At 45.9% G+C, this 16,584-nt stretch carries 14 protein-coding genes and 1 pseudogene; 2 read left to right on the forward strand and 13 right to left on the reverse strand.

Translation table 11 applies throughout. The annotated features are described in order from the left end of the window. Positions 1-140 (forward strand): annotated as a pseudogene (locus tag DFR58_RS22650) (IS256 family transposase); the annotation flags it as partial. A gap of 201 nt (positions 141-341) precedes the next feature. Here the strand turns inward: DFR58_RS22650 and sdaAA are convergent. The 13 genes from sdaAA to DFR58_RS19530 all read right to left on the reverse strand — a co-directional run bounded on the left by sdaAA (position 342) and on the right by DFR58_RS19530 (position 15,354). Beyond that, entirely contained in the window at positions 342-1,205 is an 864-nt protein-coding gene (gene sdaAA, locus DFR58_RS19470) for an L-serine ammonia-lyase, iron-sulfur-dependent, subunit alpha (RefSeq protein WP_114299848.1), read from the reverse strand. A 10-nt stretch (positions 1,206-1,215) separates the two neighbouring features. Then, entirely contained in the window at positions 1,216-1,875 is a 660-nt protein-coding gene (gene sdaAB / locus DFR58_RS19475; RefSeq protein ID WP_114299814.1) for an L-serine ammonia-lyase, iron-sulfur-dependent subunit beta, read from the reverse strand. Further along, the gene (gene hydA / locus DFR58_RS19480; protein WP_114299816.1) at positions 1,872-3,272 is read right to left on the reverse strand and encodes a dihydropyrimidinase; all 1,401 of its coding nucleotides are present in this window, start codon (positions 3,270-3,272) and stop codon (positions 1,872-1,874) included. The genes sdaAB and hydA overlap by 4 nt, the downstream gene beginning before the upstream one ends. Next, the gene (locus DFR58_RS19485; RefSeq protein ID WP_114299818.1) at positions 3,265-3,972 is read right to left on the reverse strand and encodes an aspartate/glutamate racemase family protein; all 708 of its coding nucleotides are present in this window, start codon (positions 3,970-3,972) and stop codon (positions 3,265-3,267) included. The genes hydA and DFR58_RS19485 overlap by 8 nt, the downstream gene beginning before the upstream one ends. Before the next feature lie 332 nt (positions 3,973-4,304). Next, positions 4,305-5,138, reverse strand: coding sequence for an energy-coupling factor ABC transporter ATP-binding protein (locus tag DFR58_RS19490; protein WP_170138237.1), 834 nt, complete (start codon positions 5,136-5,138; stop codon positions 4,305-4,307). A gap of 10 nt (positions 5,139-5,148) precedes the next feature. Beyond that, on the reverse strand, positions 5,149-5,997 hold the full coding sequence (locus tag DFR58_RS19495; protein WP_114299822.1) for an energy-coupling factor ABC transporter ATP-binding protein: 849 nt from the start codon (positions 5,995-5,997) through the stop codon (positions 5,149-5,151). A 3-nt stretch (positions 5,998-6,000) separates the two neighbouring features. After that, positions 6,001-6,885, reverse strand: coding sequence for an energy-coupling factor transporter transmembrane component T family protein (locus DFR58_RS19500; RefSeq protein ID WP_114299824.1), 885 nt, complete (start codon positions 6,883-6,885; stop codon positions 6,001-6,003). Between the two features lie 119 nt (positions 6,886-7,004). Further along, positions 7,005-7,607 (reverse strand): diguanylate cyclase family protein, encoded by a 603-nt coding sequence (locus DFR58_RS19505; protein WP_114299826.1) that lies wholly within the window; start codon positions 7,605-7,607, stop codon positions 7,005-7,007. A 236-nt stretch (positions 7,608-7,843) separates the two neighbouring features. After that, on the reverse strand, positions 7,844-9,076 hold the full coding sequence (gene thrC / locus DFR58_RS19510; protein WP_207659288.1) for a threonine synthase: 1,233 nt from the start codon (positions 9,074-9,076) through the stop codon (positions 7,844-7,846). A gap of 37 nt (positions 9,077-9,113) precedes the next feature. Beyond that, entirely contained in the window at positions 9,114-10,526 is a 1,413-nt protein-coding gene (locus tag DFR58_RS19515; protein ID WP_170138238.1) for a PLP-dependent cysteine synthase family protein, read from the reverse strand. A gap of 26 nt (positions 10,527-10,552) precedes the next feature. Then, positions 10,553-12,160 (reverse strand): N-acyl-D-amino-acid deacylase family protein, encoded by a 1,608-nt coding sequence (locus tag DFR58_RS19520; RefSeq protein WP_114299828.1) that lies wholly within the window; start codon positions 12,158-12,160, stop codon positions 10,553-10,555. Between the two features lie 26 nt (positions 12,161-12,186). Next, positions 12,187-13,368, reverse strand: coding sequence for a YgeY family selenium metabolism-linked hydrolase (locus DFR58_RS19525; protein WP_114299830.1), 1,182 nt, complete (start codon positions 13,366-13,368; stop codon positions 12,187-12,189). Between the two features lie 252 nt (positions 13,369-13,620). Beyond that, the gene (locus DFR58_RS19530) at positions 13,621-15,354 is read right to left on the reverse strand and encodes a sigma 54-interacting transcriptional regulator (RefSeq protein WP_114299832.1); all 1,734 of its coding nucleotides are present in this window, start codon (positions 15,352-15,354) and stop codon (positions 13,621-13,623) included. A gap of 245 nt (positions 15,355-15,599) precedes the next feature. Here DFR58_RS19530 and DFR58_RS19535 point away from each other — a divergent pair, with 245 nt between their 5' ends. Then, entirely contained in the window at positions 15,600-16,532 is a 933-nt protein-coding gene (locus DFR58_RS19535) for a patatin-like phospholipase family protein (RefSeq protein ID WP_114299834.1), read from the forward strand. Positions 16,533-16,584 lie beyond the last annotated feature (52 nt).

The raw sequence follows: 16,584 nt of genomic DNA on the forward strand, positions 1-16,584 counted from the left end.
ACGAATCGCTCTTAAAAATGCTGTATCTAGCTACGCAAGATGTATTAAGGAAATGGACAGGCAGAATTCAGAATTGGGGGCAGATATTATTACAGCTATCAATTTTCTTCCCAGAGAAGGTTAAATCGCATTTGCGATAAACCTTGGGGAGCCCTCCGCGGTGGCTCCCCAAACCCCTCATCCGCGGTACTTGCTGAGGATTTTGGGCAAAAGCCACCCAAAATCCTCAGCAAGTCAGTTCTGATGGTGAATGGAAGGAAAAAGCACAAAATTATTGACAGACCCGATGGGGACGGTCCTCAAACTTAACGCACATTAAGCTTGAGGAATGTCCCCATTCCCTACCCCATTCCGCGTCTGGCGGTCGGGGTGTCGGCAAGGCCGCCCTTTGCCGTTTCCTTGAAGTCGGAGGACATCTTTTGCCCCACCGCCTTCATTGCGTCAATTACCTCGTCGGCAGGTATCGCGCTCTGTATCCCCGCCAGAGCAAGCTGGGCCGCTACCAACGCATTAGCCGTTCCCATTGCATTCCTTTTTATGCACGGCACCTGCACAAGCCCCCCTACAGGATCACATATAAGCCCAAGCGTGTTCTTTAACGCAATTGCACAGGCGTGCCCGCACTGCTCCGGCGATCCCCCCAGCAGCTCCACTACAGCCGATGCAGCCATTGCGGCCGCACTCCCGCACTCCGCCTGGCACCCTCCCTCGGCCCCCGACAAGGTGGCTCTCGAGGCTATTACCATGCCTACTCCCCCGGCATTGAAAAGGCTCATTACAACGTCATGCTCTCCCAAGCCCCGCTCCTCCATAACAGACAGCAGCACCGCCGGAATAATACCGCAGGAGCCCGCCGTTGGCGCGGCGACAATCCTTCCCATGCATGAATTGTATCTTGATACCGCTAAAGACTTAATGAGAGCGCCCGATAAAATATCTCCGCAAATATTGTGTCCCTTCCGCAGGTAATCATGAAGCCTTCGGGAATCAGACCCGCAGGTGCCGCTTGAAAAAGCCTTTCCATTTTCTGTCCCTTCTGTCACGCTTTCTTTCATAACATGAAAATTAGAGGTCATTCGTAAAAAAACTTCAGAGCAGGGAATGTCAATCTCCGCCGACTGATCCTCAAGGATTATCTGCGATATTTTTTTCCCCTGCTCAACAGACTCCTTCTCCAAATCCTTTAATGAATTGCGAATAGACATAATATGTGTATCACACCATTTTAACATTGATCACGTTAAACACATCCCGCTGCCGCCTTATTATATTTACAAGCTCTTCCGGAATCTCCTGATCAATTTCGATGGTCATGATGGCCTTCCCTCCTCTCGCCGAACGGTATACCTTCATGTTTGCAATATTTATGTCGCTGTCTCCTATTATAGAGGTAATCATGGCAACCATGCGCGGCCTGTCGGTATACTCAACTATTAAGGAATTATATTGCCCTGTAAATTCCACGCTCATACCGTCAATTTGCTTTATGACAATATTCCCTCCGCCTATGGACGACCCCAGAATTGATGCCTTTTTACCCGATACCCCCTCGACTGAGATTAAAGCGGTATTTGGATGCACATCCCCTAAGGATGCAGTCTCTATGCTGAATGTCATCCCCTCCTGCTCCGCAAGCTCTATGCTTTCCCTTATGCGGGGGTCGTCGGGGAGATAGCCCATAAGCCCCCCTATTATGGCCTTGTCTGTCCCATGCCCCTTATATGTCTCCGCAAAGGAGCCATGAAGCTTTATATACGCGCTTTTTACCCTCTCTCCCAACAGCAGCCTTGCCACGCCGGCAAGCCTGACGGCACCCGCGGTATGGGAGCTGGAAGGCCCAATCATTACAGGGCCTATTATATCAAAAATGTTCATAGCCTTATTTTTCTTTTCATGAATCTTCCGTCTCCCCGCGAGCCCAGAAACTCTCCGTTTTCAACAATAACTCTTCCCCTGTGTATTGTAACAACAGGCCACCCCTTTACACTTCTTCCATCATAAATGGAATAGTTTACCTTATGGTGCAGAGTTTCATGTGATATCTCCCGCACCTTGTCAGGGTCAATAATCACAAGATCGGCATCGCTCCCCTTTTGTATTATTCCCTTTTGAGGATACAGCCCAAAGGTCTTTGCCGGATTGTAGGAGGTTATTTCACACAGCTTATTCAAAGTTATCCTTCCCTTATTGACTCCCTCCTCTAAAAGAAGCATAAGCCTTGCCTCAATTCCCTGCACTCCGTTTGCAATTTTTGTGAAATCCTGCTTAACGTTCCCCTCCGCATCCCTTTCTAAAAACATTTCCTTTTCCTCTATAGAATAGGTGCAGTCATCCGAGCCTATTATGGAAATGCTTCCGTCTCCTAAGCCTCTCCACATAGCCTCCAAATCCTGCTCTCCTCTTAAAGGGGGGCTCATCACATAAAGATGCCCGTCTTTCTGCTTGTATTTTTCCCTTGTAAGCGTCAGATAATGCGGACACGTCTCGGTAAAGACCTTTACTCCCTCGCTTTGAGCCTGCTTTATCACCGACAGCCCCTCCGCTGTTGAAAGGTGGAATATATACAGCGGGCATCCTGTGTACCTTGCATACAGCACAACCCTTTGCACCGCCTCCATCTCGCACAGATTGGGCTTTGATTTTGCAAAATACTCCCACTCAAGCCGACCCTCTTCTATGAATTTTTCAACATTTGACTCGGCTATGGCGTTGTTCTCTGCGTGTACTCCCGGCAAGCCTCCCCATTTCTTAGCCTCGGCCATAACGGAAAGCATACCCTCGTCGTCTATCATAACCCCTTCCTTTTTATATGTCATAAACATTTTAAAGCTGGGGCAGCCATACTCCACAATAGACTTAATCTCATCAAGCACCGGCCTTTCCGCCTCCACAAACTTGGCGTGTACACCGTAATCTATACAGCTTTTGGACATCTCCTCGCGTCTTTCCCGAATGCTGGCCATCACAGAATGTCCCGCTCTGGAATTGGTAAAGTCAATAAACGTGGTGACGCCTCCAAAAGCTCCCGCAATGCTCCCGCTGTAAAAATCCAGCGCTCCCTTGCAGCCCATAAACGGCGACTCAAAATGCGTATGGGGGTCTATTATTCCCGGCAGGACATACATTCCCTCCGCATCTATCTCCCTTTTTGCCCTCCCGAAAAGAGAGGCCGCCCCCACAGCCTCAATAACAGAATCCTTCACCGCGATATCGGCCTTAAAGCTGGACCAAGGTGTTACCACCGTTCCGTTTTTTATAATCAAATCAAGCATTTGCCAGACCTCCCCCTTCTTGATACAGTCCCAGCCTTGAGATGCAAAGGCCGGTTTCCGCTATAGCATACAAAGCCCCCATTCCCGCCTTGACGGGGTCTACCACAGGAATCCCGAGGCTTTTTTCAACCCTTTCACTAATCATGGTCATTCCGGCGCATCCCAGCACCAGAACCTCCGCGCCCTTCTGTATGGCCCGCTTTCCGCATTCGGTCAATTTATTCTCCAGCAGCTCCCTTTCATTTATAAAGTCCTCTATATTGAGATCCAGGCTTTCCACCGACGCCATCCGGCTTTCAAGCCCGTACCCCTTTACCATGGACTCCATCATGGGCCGCGCCTTGGAAGCGGCGGCGGCAATGCTGAATTTAAAGCCCAAAAGCAGCGCAATGGATAGTGACGCTTCCGCGATTCCCACAACGGGAACCCTCGCGCATTCCTTGAGCGCATACAGGCAAGGGTCGCCAAAGCACGCCAACAGTATGCCCGAACAGCCCCCGGCATTCCCTTCCGAAACATATTTTACAGCCTCGGCACCTGCAATGGTGTAGTCTGTAAAGCTCTCCAGCACAGGCGGCGCCTTCTCCATGCACACCACATGCGCGTCGGAATTCGGAAGGCCGAGCCCCTGTATTGTCCTGCGTATATCCTCGGTCATTTTCTGCGAGCTGTTGGGGTTTATTACAAGATATTTTTTCATATTCTCTACCTCATACCTCTACCTCTATCTCTACCTCTATCTAAATTAGGATATAAACTATCTAAAAAGAATGTAAAATAATATCCGGAAGAATAATTTCCCCGGAATGCGTAACCGGGATATAATTTAGGCTAATTAAATTCACAAGCGTCTTCTACAGGTATACATGCTTCTATAGTTAGAGTAGAAATTATTCTGGAGGATATTATTTTACATCCTCCGTTATCCGATATGCAAAAGCCTAAATTATATAGGTATAAGGATTTCTGGAAAACAATTCTATTGACCTATAAGGAATACATCTGCTGTTAGAATTGTTTGGAAGAAATTCCTTATACCCTGCTCTCCCACTGTTCACACATTTCATCAAAGGATATCACATTATTTTTGAAGCCGTAGCTTTTAAGGGCCTGAGCCAGCCTTGTTATCTGCGGCGGCTTTACATTGGCCTGCTCAAGCAGCTCCGGGTTTGCAAATACCTCCTTTACGGTACCGTCGGTAAGCACCTTCCCGTCATTCATTACCACAACGCGCTTTGCATATTGAGCTACAATGTCCATCTCATGCGTAACAATAATTATAGTATGCCCCAGCTCCTCATTAAGCATTTTAAGGAATTCCATTACCTCTATAGACTGCTTGTAATCCTGTCCTGTGGTAGGCTCGTCAACTATAATTACCCTCGGCTTCAGAGATAAAATAGAAGCTATCGCTATTCTCTGTCTCAGCCCCTTTACCAGAAAAAATGGGTGCTCCTCAAAAAGCCCCTCACTCACGCCTGAAATCTTAGAGGCAACCAACACCCTTTCTCTTACCTGCTCCTCGTTCAGCTTTAAATTTCTCGGAGCATATGCAATTTCATCATACACGCTGTTGTTAAACAACTGATGATCGGGGTTTTGAAACACATAGCCTATATTCTCTACAAGCTGCTTGTTGATTCTTGGCAGCGCGGTGTCCAGTCCGTTAACAAGTATCTTACCCTCAGTAGGCTTAAAAATCCCGTTCAGGCACTTGGAAAAGGTGGTTTTGCCACACCCATTCTGACCTATAAAAGCAATAAACTGGCCCTTATAAAAATCTATATTAATATCCTCAAGCGCTTTTGTTCCATCGCTATAGCAATAGGTAAGCCCTTTGACCTCAATTATTTTGTCTGTACTCAAAAATCCCGCCTCACTTTCCAAGAAGCTCCTCTGCGGCCTTCTTTATTTCATCAAATCTTACAGGAGCACTGCCGCAAAGTCCCTTTTCCTTATATAGCCTCTGAATAAACTTTATCGCCTCAGGAACTTTTACACTATGGCTTTCAATAAATTCTATGTCATCAAAGAACCCTTGCGATTCTCCGATTTTTTCTACCCTTCCGTCGCTCACCAGAATAATTTGATCGGCAAGCTCCGCAATCTTTTCAATATTATGCTCAACTACAATTATCGTTACCTTAAGCTCTCTCTTCATTGTTTGCAAAAGACTGAAAATATTATCCTTTGCAAAAGGATCCAACATCGATGTCGGCTCATCAAGAATTATAATCCTCGGCTTCATTGCTATGATAGAAGCAATTGCTATTCTTTGCTTCTGACCTCCCGACAGGTCATACGGGGGCTTCTCAAGCAGGCTCTCAATAGATGTAAGCCGGCTTACCCATTCAATTCTTTCCTTTATTTCACTCACAGGCAGACCCATGTTCTCAAGCCCGAAGGCGATCTCCTCCTCCACGCTCATTGACGTAAATTGCGCGTCCGGGTCGGAAAACACCATTCCCACCGTTCTGGCAATGTCAACCGTAGAGCATTCCTTTATGGACTTGCCGAACAGCTTTACCTCCCCCTTGTAGACCCCTGAGTAATTCTCAGGTATAAGCCCCTTAATGCAAGAAACGAGGGTGGTTTTGCCCGATTCATTTGAACCTATAATGCCAACAAAGGTATTTTCACAAATACTCAAATTAATATCCTTAAGCGCGGGCTGGTCCTTTCCGCTGTACTTCCAGTTAAGTCCTGAAATTTCAATAGCGTTCATCTGTCATCCTCCTTTTAAAAGTTTCAGTATTGCAATATTTATCGGTGAGTTATCCAGACTGAATACTCCTCCGAATACCTGAAGAGAACAGAACGCAAGAAAGAACAAAACAATTGCCGCAGAATAGAAAATATCCTTTTGGGTAACGGGGTTTTTAGACATAAGATAGTCAGGCCGCTTCCTTCCGTCAATTTTATTAGATATCACCGTTCCCTTTGAATACAGTCCTACGCTGATTTCCTCGCATCTCCTTATAGACAGCGTAAACAGCGGTATCATATACATGGAGAAATGCTTTATCTTACCCACAAATGAAAGGTCGGAAACATCAAGCCCCCTTGCCTGCTCCGCCTCCCTTATGATCTGGTAATCCTCCATGAAAATCCCTGTGGCCCGAAGAGACAATCCAAGGAAATAGGTGGCTACAAAGGGCATTTTAAGGCTTCTGAAGGCAATAAGCATGTCCCTCTCCCTGTTTGTGGAAAAATAAAAAATTGACGCAAACAAAAGGGCTATTATCCTGAAATATATACATGTCGCCCACATAATTGAGTTGTAGTACAGCTTAACCGCCCCAAGCTGGTATAAAAGTATTTTCTCTCCCTTTGCGATGGGGAAAAACAGATAGGTAACAAATATAAACAGCCCTACCGTAAACACCATAGGCATATACATCTTAAGCTTTTTAAGATCCACCTTTGAATATATAAAAAGACCTATTATTGCTATTAAGAAAAGAATATTCACTTCAGGTATTTCTACAAAAAGAGGTATAAACCCCGTTACCAGAAAAATCACAAGCCTTACAAGGGGATGAAGGGCATATATGGGCGACTGGTATGGCACAAAGCCTATAATTGTTTTTTGCATCTTTCTTTCAACTGCCATTTTAAATCACCTCTCTAGTCTAAGCTTTCACTGCCTGTTTAATGCCTAAAGCCGCGGGGATGCATATAAAAGCTCCCAACCTTCCGTCATCATCCCCGTGCTTTGTGCATACTTTCTCTCTATGCCCAATAGCCTTTGCAAAATGTCTTTGTTTTAACAACAATAGGAGATACAAACTTGAGCATCAATACTCCAAGAATCCATGACGCAACGGCATTTCCCATAAACCAGCCGGCAAATACGGTAAAATGAGCGTCGGGTGCGATAAGTCCGAACATTGTGAGTACGGTGCTTCCCCAGCCCGCGCCTATAAGGTTTGATACGATAACCCCCCAGACGGTAAAATTAACCCAGTCGGATGCCTTTACAAGCCTTGGGTCTGCACTAAACTGTCTGAACGCCCAACCGGCAATCAAGCCCTGTGCAAGGTTGCCGGGTATATATGCAAGAGATACCGGCAGTGCGGCTGAACCCGATATTGCGTTTGAAATTATAGGGAAAACAAATGCCGCGATTCCTCCCCAGCCTCCATACCATATGCTTCCTACACTCTGTATGGCCTGTCCGGGCCAGAAGGCCGACACAAAACCCAAAGGCACGGCAATACTTCCGAAAGTGCCTACAACAATACCGATACCTGTAAATAATGCCATCATAACAAAATGCGACAGGCCTGCCTTCCTTACCTCTCCGTCTTCAATTTTCCAAACTCCCTTAGACATAACATTAACCTCCTCTAAAATAATAAAAATTTATATTTATATAAAAAAAGGTGCACGCCAACACTACTATCAGCATGCACCTTTGCAAGAACTTTAACTCCAGCATTCAATTTTCTTATACTCTTATGCTATAGCTTAAGCATCAAATAATCAACATAATACCTTTAAAAGCGACATTTCTTTCATTTAGCACCACATAGCCGTATTATTTTGAAAAACTATTCTCATTTTGATAATTAGAGCTGTGAGCTTTCATCCTTTGTTTCAATATACTGCATAATGCTGGATATATCGGGCTTGACCGGCTGAACACTTACAAACCGGCTTATGGCGCTAATATCCTTTAATCCGTTCCCCGTAACCACTATACAGATTGAGCTGTCCTTCTGAAGCTTCCCCAATTCGATAAGCTTTTTTAGCCCCGCATAGGCAACAGCGCCCGCAGGTTCTCCAAAAACCCCCGTATTTGCAGCCAACTCCAAGACAGCCTGCATAATTTCCTCATCCTGTACAGCCACAAAAAATCCTCCGCTTTTTTTCACCGCACCGCTTGCTTTTATTACATCCCGTGGCTTTCCTACCGATATGCTGTCTGCTATAGTGCTTGCCTCTATATCCAGAGGGGCATATGGCTCTCCCCTTTCAAACACACGCTTTACCGCGTCGGAGCCCGCCGCCTGTACCCCTATTATCTGCGGAATTTTATCAATGAAGCCCATTCTGTAAAAATCATAAAAGCCTTTATATAAGGAGCTTATAACGGTACCGTCTCCCACACCCACAAGCACCGCGTCGGGAACTCTCCAATCATTCTGCACACAGATCTCGTAGGCTCCCGTTTTTTTGCCCTCAAGAGAATACGGATTTATTGCCGAGTTTCTGCTATACCACCCCTTCAGCCTTCCAACCTCCAGCGAAAGGTCGAACGCCTGATCATAGGTTCCGTCTACAGCAATCACTTTTGCCCCGTATGCGAAAAGCTGTGAAATCTTTGCGGCAGGGGCCGACGCAGGCAAAAAAATGTAAGCCTTAAGAGGAGTCACCGCCGTAAGTCCCGCAAGAGAAGCCGCAGCATTTCCCGTCGAAGCGCAATATACAGTGTCATAGCCCTTTTCATAAGCCTTTGTAACCACCACCGCCGATGCCCTGTCCTTAAATGAAGCCGTCGGGCTGCTGCCGTCATACTTAACCAGCAGCTCTCTTATTCCAAGCAGTCCCGAGAACCTGTAAAGAGGAGTTCCCCCAACATGCAGATGTGTCCTGTAGCTGCCCGGCTCAACCGGCAAAAGCTTCTCAAACTGCCATAGGCTCTCATTCTTTTCATAATCCATTTTGCTTGCGGGTATTGAATTATAATCAGGCACTATTTCCAGAGTGCCCATTCTGTCCCCGCACGCGGCACAGGTATATTCAACCTCATCACGCGCATATTCCCTGCCGCAGCTTACACATTTCAGAAAATAGTCCAACCTTACGCACCCCAATTTCCCTTTATTGTGAAATAACTCATATTCCCATAACGCCCCTCAAGGTATCCCAGTGTTCCTTTCTGTAATCCTCAATAAGCCTGTTCATGCGGCTTACCTCACTCTGCTTCTCCAGCCAGTAGGCCTGTTCCTTCTGGGCATTCAGCTCCTCCACCGTTTTTCCCTGCTGCTCAACCCATGTAAAATATTTGAGATTGTGCCATCTCTCGCGGCCATACTTGTCTCCCTCAAAAAACCACGACGGCTCCTGACCCAAGAATATTCTCTCCGTCCGGGACTTTGCCTCTACCCTGTCCACAGCTCCCGTCTGCTCTTTCATCTGCCTCATAACCGACCCGTATCTGGCAATGCTGTCTGTGGCAATAACAAAAATATTTTCATCCCTCTTCATTTTATAAAACTTTGCCGTCTTTATAGCTCCTATAATGTTTGCGATACCCGATATCCCAAGCTTGTCTGACATAAAGTCCACCATTTCGCTGTCGGCAAGCTCCTTAAGAAAGCTAATCCCCTCCGGGTCGGTCATAACCTGAAGCATTTTTTTGCAGTCCATGTCATCAATTAATACAATCCCATCTGTATTCATTACATTGTGAATCCACGTAACATGCTTATCTCCTATCCCCTGTATGTCGTGATCCCCGTAGCCGTTCAATGCAATGGTGGGGCACTGGACGGGCTCGCCGGCAATAATCTTGGCCTCGGAAAACTCCTGCTTTACCCTATCCCCCGATGCAATGGCCCCCGCAGAACCTACCGTAAGCACAACCCCGGCAATTCTTCCGTTGCCTATGTTCTTTTCCTTCACAAGCTCAACCATGGTATTTCCGGTAACATAGTAGTGAAACCTGTAATTGCCGAACTCCTGAAACTGGTTGAGAATTCTTATATGCTCGGGGTCTGCCTGCACCAGCTCCTTTGTCTTGTCATAAATCTCCTTTACATTGGACTCGCAGCCCTTAGTTGCTATAACCTCCGCACCGTAGCCCCTTATCATGTCAAACCTTTCCTGGCTCATTAGCTCGGGAAGAACAACAATGGACTTGTAATTCATTTCGCTTCCCACCCATGCACCGCCTATCCCGTAATTTCCCGTTGACGGCCATACAAGAGTATTCCTCACAGCATCAATTTCTCCTGTAACCGTCTTCTCCGACAGTATGGAATACGTGGGGCCTACCTTATGGCTTCCCGACGGAAACTCTTTTCCGTAAAGCACTATTATGTTTGCTTCTACTCCCGTTAATTCTTTGGGCATTACAAAATGGCACACCTCATCCCTTTCATCCCTCCATGTAATGTTATACAGATTTATAGGATGAAGCGGGCTGGAAGTCTTTGCTTTTATAGCCCTCTTCCTTATATCAGGATCAATTTTCCACGGATGAAGCATTTCTTCAAACGTTGGACCTACCACCGGCAATCTTTCCATAATTTCTCCTCTCTCTTTTTTACAAATTATTTCTTTCCCAAGCAATGGGGACTCCTTCTTAAAACACTTCCCGCAAGGCCGCTGTTTAAAACTCCGTCCCGTAAAACCGTCTTTCCGTTAATGATAACCGTTATAATCCCCTCAGGGTACTGTGCCGGATCGGTATAGCTTCCCCTGTCCCTTACAGTTCGTGCATCAAATATTACAATATCGGCGGCCGCTCCCGTCCGAAGGATACCTCTGTCCGTAAGCCCCAGCACATCCGCCGCCTTGCCCGTCATTTTCGCGACTGCCTCAGAAAGCTCCATAACTCCCTGCTCTCTTACATATCTTCCAAGCACTCTTGGGAAGCTTCCGTATACCCTTGGGTGGGGCCTTCCTCCAAGCAGTCCGTCTGTGCAGACATTTTGCTCCGGCCTCTTCATAAACCGCGTTATATGCTCCTCGGTTCCGTAAAAATCCACCATCCCGACGGCATTTTCCTCCTCTAATATGAGGTCAAGTGCAGCATCCAGAGGCTCGATGCCCCTTATTTCCCCTATCTCCTTAAGGCTCTTTCCTATTAAGCCGTTGTTTTTACCTGTTTTTACACTGGTTATATATATCCCATCAACGCCCGCAAAGTCTATAAAATTGTCCCAGCCCTCAATTCCGTTTACTATGTCGTCCTTCATTCTTTTGCGTTGGCTTTGATCCTTAAGTCGTTCAAGCAGCCTGCCCGTGCCTCCGCTGTGAGCCCACGGCGGAAGAATAACTCCAAGCATGGTGCTTCCCGCCGCATACGGGTATTGGTCGAACGAAACGCTTATGCCCTCACGGTTCGCCTCATCCAGCAATTCCATAACGCTGTCTATTTTAGGCCAGTTTTTCCTGCCGCACACCTTAAAGTGCGAAAAATGCACCCTCACTCCCGACCGTCTTGCTACTTCAAGTATCTCCTTCATGGAATCCATTATGCTGTCGGCTTCACTGCGCTGGTGGACTACAAACACTCCGTCGTACTCCCTTACCGCCTTGCATATTTCTATCAGCTCATTCGTTTTGGAATACGCGCACGGAATGTAAATAAGTCCTGTGGAGAGGCCGAATGCTCCCGCATCCATTTCTCTTCTTACAATATCCTTCATTTGTTCAAGCTCATATCGCGAAGGCTGCCTGTTGTCAAGCCCCATAGCCTCCATTCTCACATTTCCGTGAGGCACGAGGTAGCACTGGTTAAGCCCCACTCCCGATTTTCCCAAAAGCTTTAAGTACCCTTCAGTTGTGCGGTAGCTCCAGTCAATTTCATCACTGTCGCCGTCTAAGCCTGCAAGGTTCCTTCTCCAGTCCTTCAAGTATTCAAGAGGCAGAGGCGCCATTGAAATGCCATCCTGCCCTAAAACCTCCGTTGTTATTCCCTGGCGAACCTTTGCCTCCATATGGGGCTCCAGTAAAACCTTAAGATCCGAATGGCTGTGCGTATCTATAAACCCGGGGCAGACAACCAAGCCTTCAGCGTCAATAACATGGTCAAAGTCCCGTCCGACAGGCTCTCCTACTCCTGTAATCCTTCCTTCCGAGAAAGAAATATGCCCGTAAAATCCCTTTTTACCTGATCCGTCAATAATCAAGCCGTTTTTTATCAAAGTTTTCATTATATCAATATCCTTTAACCGTTTTTCTAAAGAACAGCCCCCATTATTCCGTAATACCCCTCACATGCCGCCGTAAGCTGATCTATCTCTATATATTCATCTATTGTATGCGCAAGATCCTCTCTCGACGGTCCGAAGCCGACTGTCCTTATACCCGCCTCACCGGCGTAATGGCTTCCGTTTGTACAAAAGGAGTAATGAGTAACACATGGGCTTAGCCGTGAACTTTTCAATCCAACCAGAGCTTTTTGCACAAGCTCGTCATCCTCCTCATACAGCCATGCCGGGAAAAACCGTTCCGCCTCGATAGGCTCTCCCGTATAACAGGTTTCCGCTCCCGAAGCGTACGATACCCTAGCCTCAAGGCCATGAATACTGCTTCTTGCCCTTTCTATAATATCCGTCAACGGCTTAAGCACACTCTCCCTTCCCTCTCCCATCAGCAGCCTCCTGTCAAAGGTAGCCCTGCAATAATCGGGAACCACCGAGGCTCCGGGATAAGGCGAGGACATAATATCAGTAAGCACTAAAATGCCCTTCCCCAAAAAGCTGTGTTCCTCGTACTCCATTCTTTTAATCTCTTCTATAAGCGCCGTCATGTAATATACCGCATTCCTTCCCTCCTCGGGATTTGCGGAATGCGCCGGCCTCCCGAAGGTCTCCAGCACAATCTCCGCCCTTCCCCTCTGTCCTCTTTTGAGGTTCAGTGCGGTGGCCTCTCCTATCACGACATAATCGGGCTTGTATTCCTTGCTTATCTGCCTTGCGGCTATGCCCTCAAAGCACTCCTCCTGCACAGTGCCCGCAACATATATCTCACCCTCAAAATCCCTTCCGCAATCACCGGCAAAATACCCCGCCGCACATATCATGGCTGCTACGGCGCCCTTCATGTCGGATGTGCCTCTTCCGTATATCCTTCCGTCCTCAATACAGCCCCCAAACGGGTCATGCCTCCATTTTGAAGCGTCGGGCACAGGCACCGTGTCTATATGTCCATCCAAAAGTATCCTTTTCCCCGGCCTTTTGCCCTTTATGCACCCTATAACGCTCCCGTATGTGTCAATATCAACCCTGTCAAAGCCCAGCTCAAGCATAAGCTGCCGTGAGGCATCCGCTGCCTGCCGCTCCTCCCCTGAATAGCTCTTTGCCCTTACAAGCCTCTGGCAGGCTTCTATTATCTGCCCCGCCCTGCTTTCACTCAGCATATGCCACCTCCCTCAAATTAAAAAAGGTGCATAACCGAAGCCCTTCTGCGCCCTTGCAGAATTTCGATTCGCACCATTTATTTACTGTAAAAAAGCTACCTACAATTTAATTATAATTCCCCGCAAAGGGTTGTCAAACAAATACCCTTCCAGTCATACAGCATTTGATACTGAAAACACATGTGTCTTAAACACTGATAAAATATTCTCAATTTGAGAATCAACAAGATTGATATTCAATCAGATTGAGAATCAATCATACTGCTTATGCTCTGTTATGCCATATTTTTCAAGCTTTCTGTATAATGTGGCAACTCCTATTCCCAGCTCCTTTGCAGCTCTTTTTTTACTGTCGGTGGAGCTTCCGAAGGCGTTCAGAACCTGCAATATTGTTGCCTTCTCAAGCTTTTCAAGGTTGTATTGCTCTCCCGTAAATTCCGTCAACTGTTTTTTTATGTTGGCAGGAAGCTGATCTATGTCAACATGCTTTTCATCGCCTTGAGTGTTTACTATAAAGTTTACTATCTTTTCAATCTCTCTTACATTTCCCGGCCATGAATACCCCTTCATAAGCTTAATTACATTTTCCGAAAGAGTGATTTTCTTTCCCTCCATATGGCAGAACCTTTCCAAGAAATACCGCGCCAGCAAGGGAATATCCTTCGGTCTGCTGCGGACAGGAGGTATTGATATCTCAAAGGCTATAAGAGAATAATACAAATCCTTTCTGAATTCTCCGCTTTCGGTCTTGCTCTTTAAGTCCTGACTTGTGCTTGCAATAATCCTCACGTCATAGTCCCTTTTATTCTGAATAGCCTGCATAAGCCTCCCCTGAAGCCTCGGCGTAAGATCCCCTACCTCATCTATAAACAGCGTTCCGCTCTGGGCCAAATGCAGCTTGCCAAGCCTCTCATCCTCATTTAGCTGAAGCTGCTCGTACCCGAATATTTCTTTTTCTATAACGGATTCCACGCTTCCCGTACAAATAATAGTTATAAACGGCTTTTCCTTCCTGCTGCTTTCATTGTGGATCGCTCTTGCAAAAATCTCCTTGCCGGTGCCTGTCTCGCCTGATATTAGAAGATTTACATCACTATATGCAAGCCTTTTTGCGTTTTCCTTTGTCTTTGTAAAATTATCCTCCTCGCCGATAATCCTTTCAAAGCTGAAGTTCTTTATATTCTGGCTATGAAGCAGGTTTCTGTTAAGCACGGAAATATCGTGAAAGATGAACACGCTGCCCTCCTCCCTGCCTTCAACCATTACGGGGTATATATTACCTACAAGGTTTATTTTTTTGCTTCTTATCCTGACGATATACTCTACCTGCTTCAAGTGCTTTGTGCTATTAAGCTTGTGTATGGCAAACTCGTTTATTTTTTTAAGATACACAAGCTGCTGAAGATTATTTCCCAGTATTTGCTCCGACCTTTCATTTATATATAAAATTTGCTTGGATTGGTCAAACACAATAACACCCTCACTTATGCAGTCAATGAGCTTGTCAAGAAGCTGAACCGAAAAGGCCTGCTGCTGGAAGCGTATGTATTCCGCTGCCTTTGCCGCGATCAGGCTGGATATTTGCTCTAAAAACATTACATAATTATCCTGTTTTTTTATTATTTCATTCTTTTTGTCCTTATCAAACAGAGCAAGGGATATTACTCCGATTACGCTGCCGTCTAAAATTACAGGGCAGCAAATCTCATATTCCTCCCTACAGTCGAAGCGGCTTCCGCAGGTAAGGCATACCTCATCGCGTCCGGGATTTTCAACAACCAGAGTCTGTTGTGTCTGCAGCACCCTTTTAAAAGCATTTCCCTCATCATCAATAGGCTTGCTCATTCCCTTATAGAATTGTTCGGTTCCCGCAATGCGAATCATCTGGTCATCTACAATATCCACATCCATTTCAAGCACTGTAGAAATAACCTGAGCATATTTAAGCACGCTGTCTTTAATGGAATGTAAAACAGATAGCCCCATAGCACAGTACCTCCAATACAATAGGAATACGACTTTGTCGTTAACATAACAAGTATGATTATACTATATTTCGGGCTTGTTTAAAATGGACTAAGAACTAAAAACACCGAAGTAAAATATAGTATATATACTACTATATGTATAACAATATATCTAAAGTAAATTTTCGTCATTTAAATTGACATTTTTCGCCTAAAAATATATAATTCTAATATAAATTCTGTATATAAAGGGGTTTTATAGGTATGTATAAAATTATATGTTTTGACGGGGGCGGTATAAAAGGAGCTCTGACTGCAAAAATGCTGGAGATGCTTAACAATGTAATCCCCGGTATGCTGAAAAATGTAAGCATGTATGCAGGCACCTCTACAGGAGGAATAATTTCATTGGGGCTGGCATTGGGCATAACGCCTGATAACATTGTGCAGCTTTACGCAGAAAACGGGCAGGAGATATTCGACCCTTATTATAAGTTTGAAATTCAGAGGATCGATAATGGAATAGGGGCCCCTAAATACAACAATGTCAAATTAAAAAAGCTCCTTGAGGACAACTTCAAAGACAATCCCCCCTTAAAGGATCTTCCCTGCAATATTTTAATCAATACCTTCAGTCTGAATCTGGACGGCTTTAGCTGGTATCCTGTTCAGCTTACAAATTTTCCGGGATCGCCATATTTGGATGTAACTACCGTTGATGCCGCGCTCAGAACCAGTGCGGCGCCTGTGTACTTCCCAAGCTACCAGGGCTTCATTGACGGAGGGGTTTTCGCAAACAATCCAAGCATAGGTGCGCTATGCAATGCCCTGGACCCGGAAAAGGCAAATGCCGATATGAACAGTGTAAGGCTGCTTTCCTTCGGCACAGGCTTTAATCCCTCCTGTATAAAGCATGATGTTAAGTGGGGTGCGGCAGAGTGGCTGAACCCTATGGGAAATCCTCCCATACCTCTTTTGTCCATATTAATGGACGGTGTCATGGAGGTAGACGATTATAATTGCAGGCAAATCCTTGGTGAGGATAAATACTGCCGTGCAAACATAAGGCTGGATAAATCCTTTTCAATGGACAACTGGAAGGATGTGGATTATCTGATAGAGTGTGCAGAAAGCTTTCCTCTGAAAAATCCCCAAGAATGGGACAGAATAGTTTCGTGGATAAGCAGGAATTTTTAAAAAGGCGGGGATTGCAGACTGTGTGGAAACTCCAGAGTTATTTGAGAAACTG

Source organism: Anaerobacterium chartisolvens, assembly GCF_003337415.1.
Taxonomy (GTDB): domain Bacteria; phylum Bacillota; class Clostridia; order Acetivibrionales; family DSM-27016; genus Anaerobacterium; species Anaerobacterium chartisolvens.

What these genes read in the sequence shown, in the direction of transcription:
- sdaAA (WP_114299848.1), bottom strand. Translation starts at nt 1,205, where the DNA reads ATGTCTATTCGCAATTCATTAAAGGATTTGGAGAAGGAGTCTGTTGAG.
- DFR58_RS19495 (WP_114299822.1), bottom strand. Translation starts at nt 5,997, where the DNA reads ATGAACGCTATTGAAATTTCAGGACTTAACTGGAAGTACAGCGGAAAG.
- DFR58_RS19505 (WP_114299826.1), bottom strand. Translation starts at nt 7,607, where the DNA reads ATGTCTAAGGGAGTTTGGAAAATTGAAGACGGAGAGGTAAGGAAGGCA.
- DFR58_RS19485 (WP_114299818.1), bottom strand. Translation starts at nt 3,972, where the DNA reads ATGAAAAAATATCTTGTAATAAACCCCAACAGCTCGCAGAAAATGACC.
- hydA (WP_114299816.1), bottom strand. Translation starts at nt 3,272, where the DNA reads ATGCTTGATTTGATTATAAAAAACGGAACGGTGGTAACACCTTGGTCC.
- DFR58_RS19515 (WP_170138238.1), bottom strand. Translation starts at nt 10,526, where the DNA reads ATGGAAAGATTGCCGGTGGTAGGTCCAACGTTTGAAGAAATGCTTCAT.
- DFR58_RS19535 (WP_114299834.1), top strand. Translation starts at nt 15,600, where the DNA reads ATGTATAAAATTATATGTTTTGACGGGGGCGGTATAAAAGGAGCTCTG.
- DFR58_RS19525 (WP_114299830.1), bottom strand. Translation starts at nt 13,368, where the DNA reads ATGCTGAGTGAAAGCAGGGCGGGGCAGATAATAGAAGCCTGCCAGAGG.
- sdaAB (WP_114299814.1), bottom strand. Translation starts at nt 1,875, where the DNA reads ATGAACATTTTTGATATAATAGGCCCTGTAATGATTGGGCCTTCCAGC.
- DFR58_RS19500 (WP_114299824.1), bottom strand. Translation starts at nt 6,885, where the DNA reads ATGGCAGTTGAAAGAAAGATGCAAAAAACAATTATAGGCTTTGTGCCA.
- DFR58_RS19530 (WP_114299832.1), bottom strand. Translation starts at nt 15,354, where the DNA reads ATGGGGCTATCTGTTTTACATTCCATTAAAGACAGCGTGCTTAAATAT.
- DFR58_RS19520 (WP_114299828.1), bottom strand. Translation starts at nt 12,160, where the DNA reads ATGAAAACTTTGATAAAAAACGGCTTGATTATTGACGGATCAGGTAAA.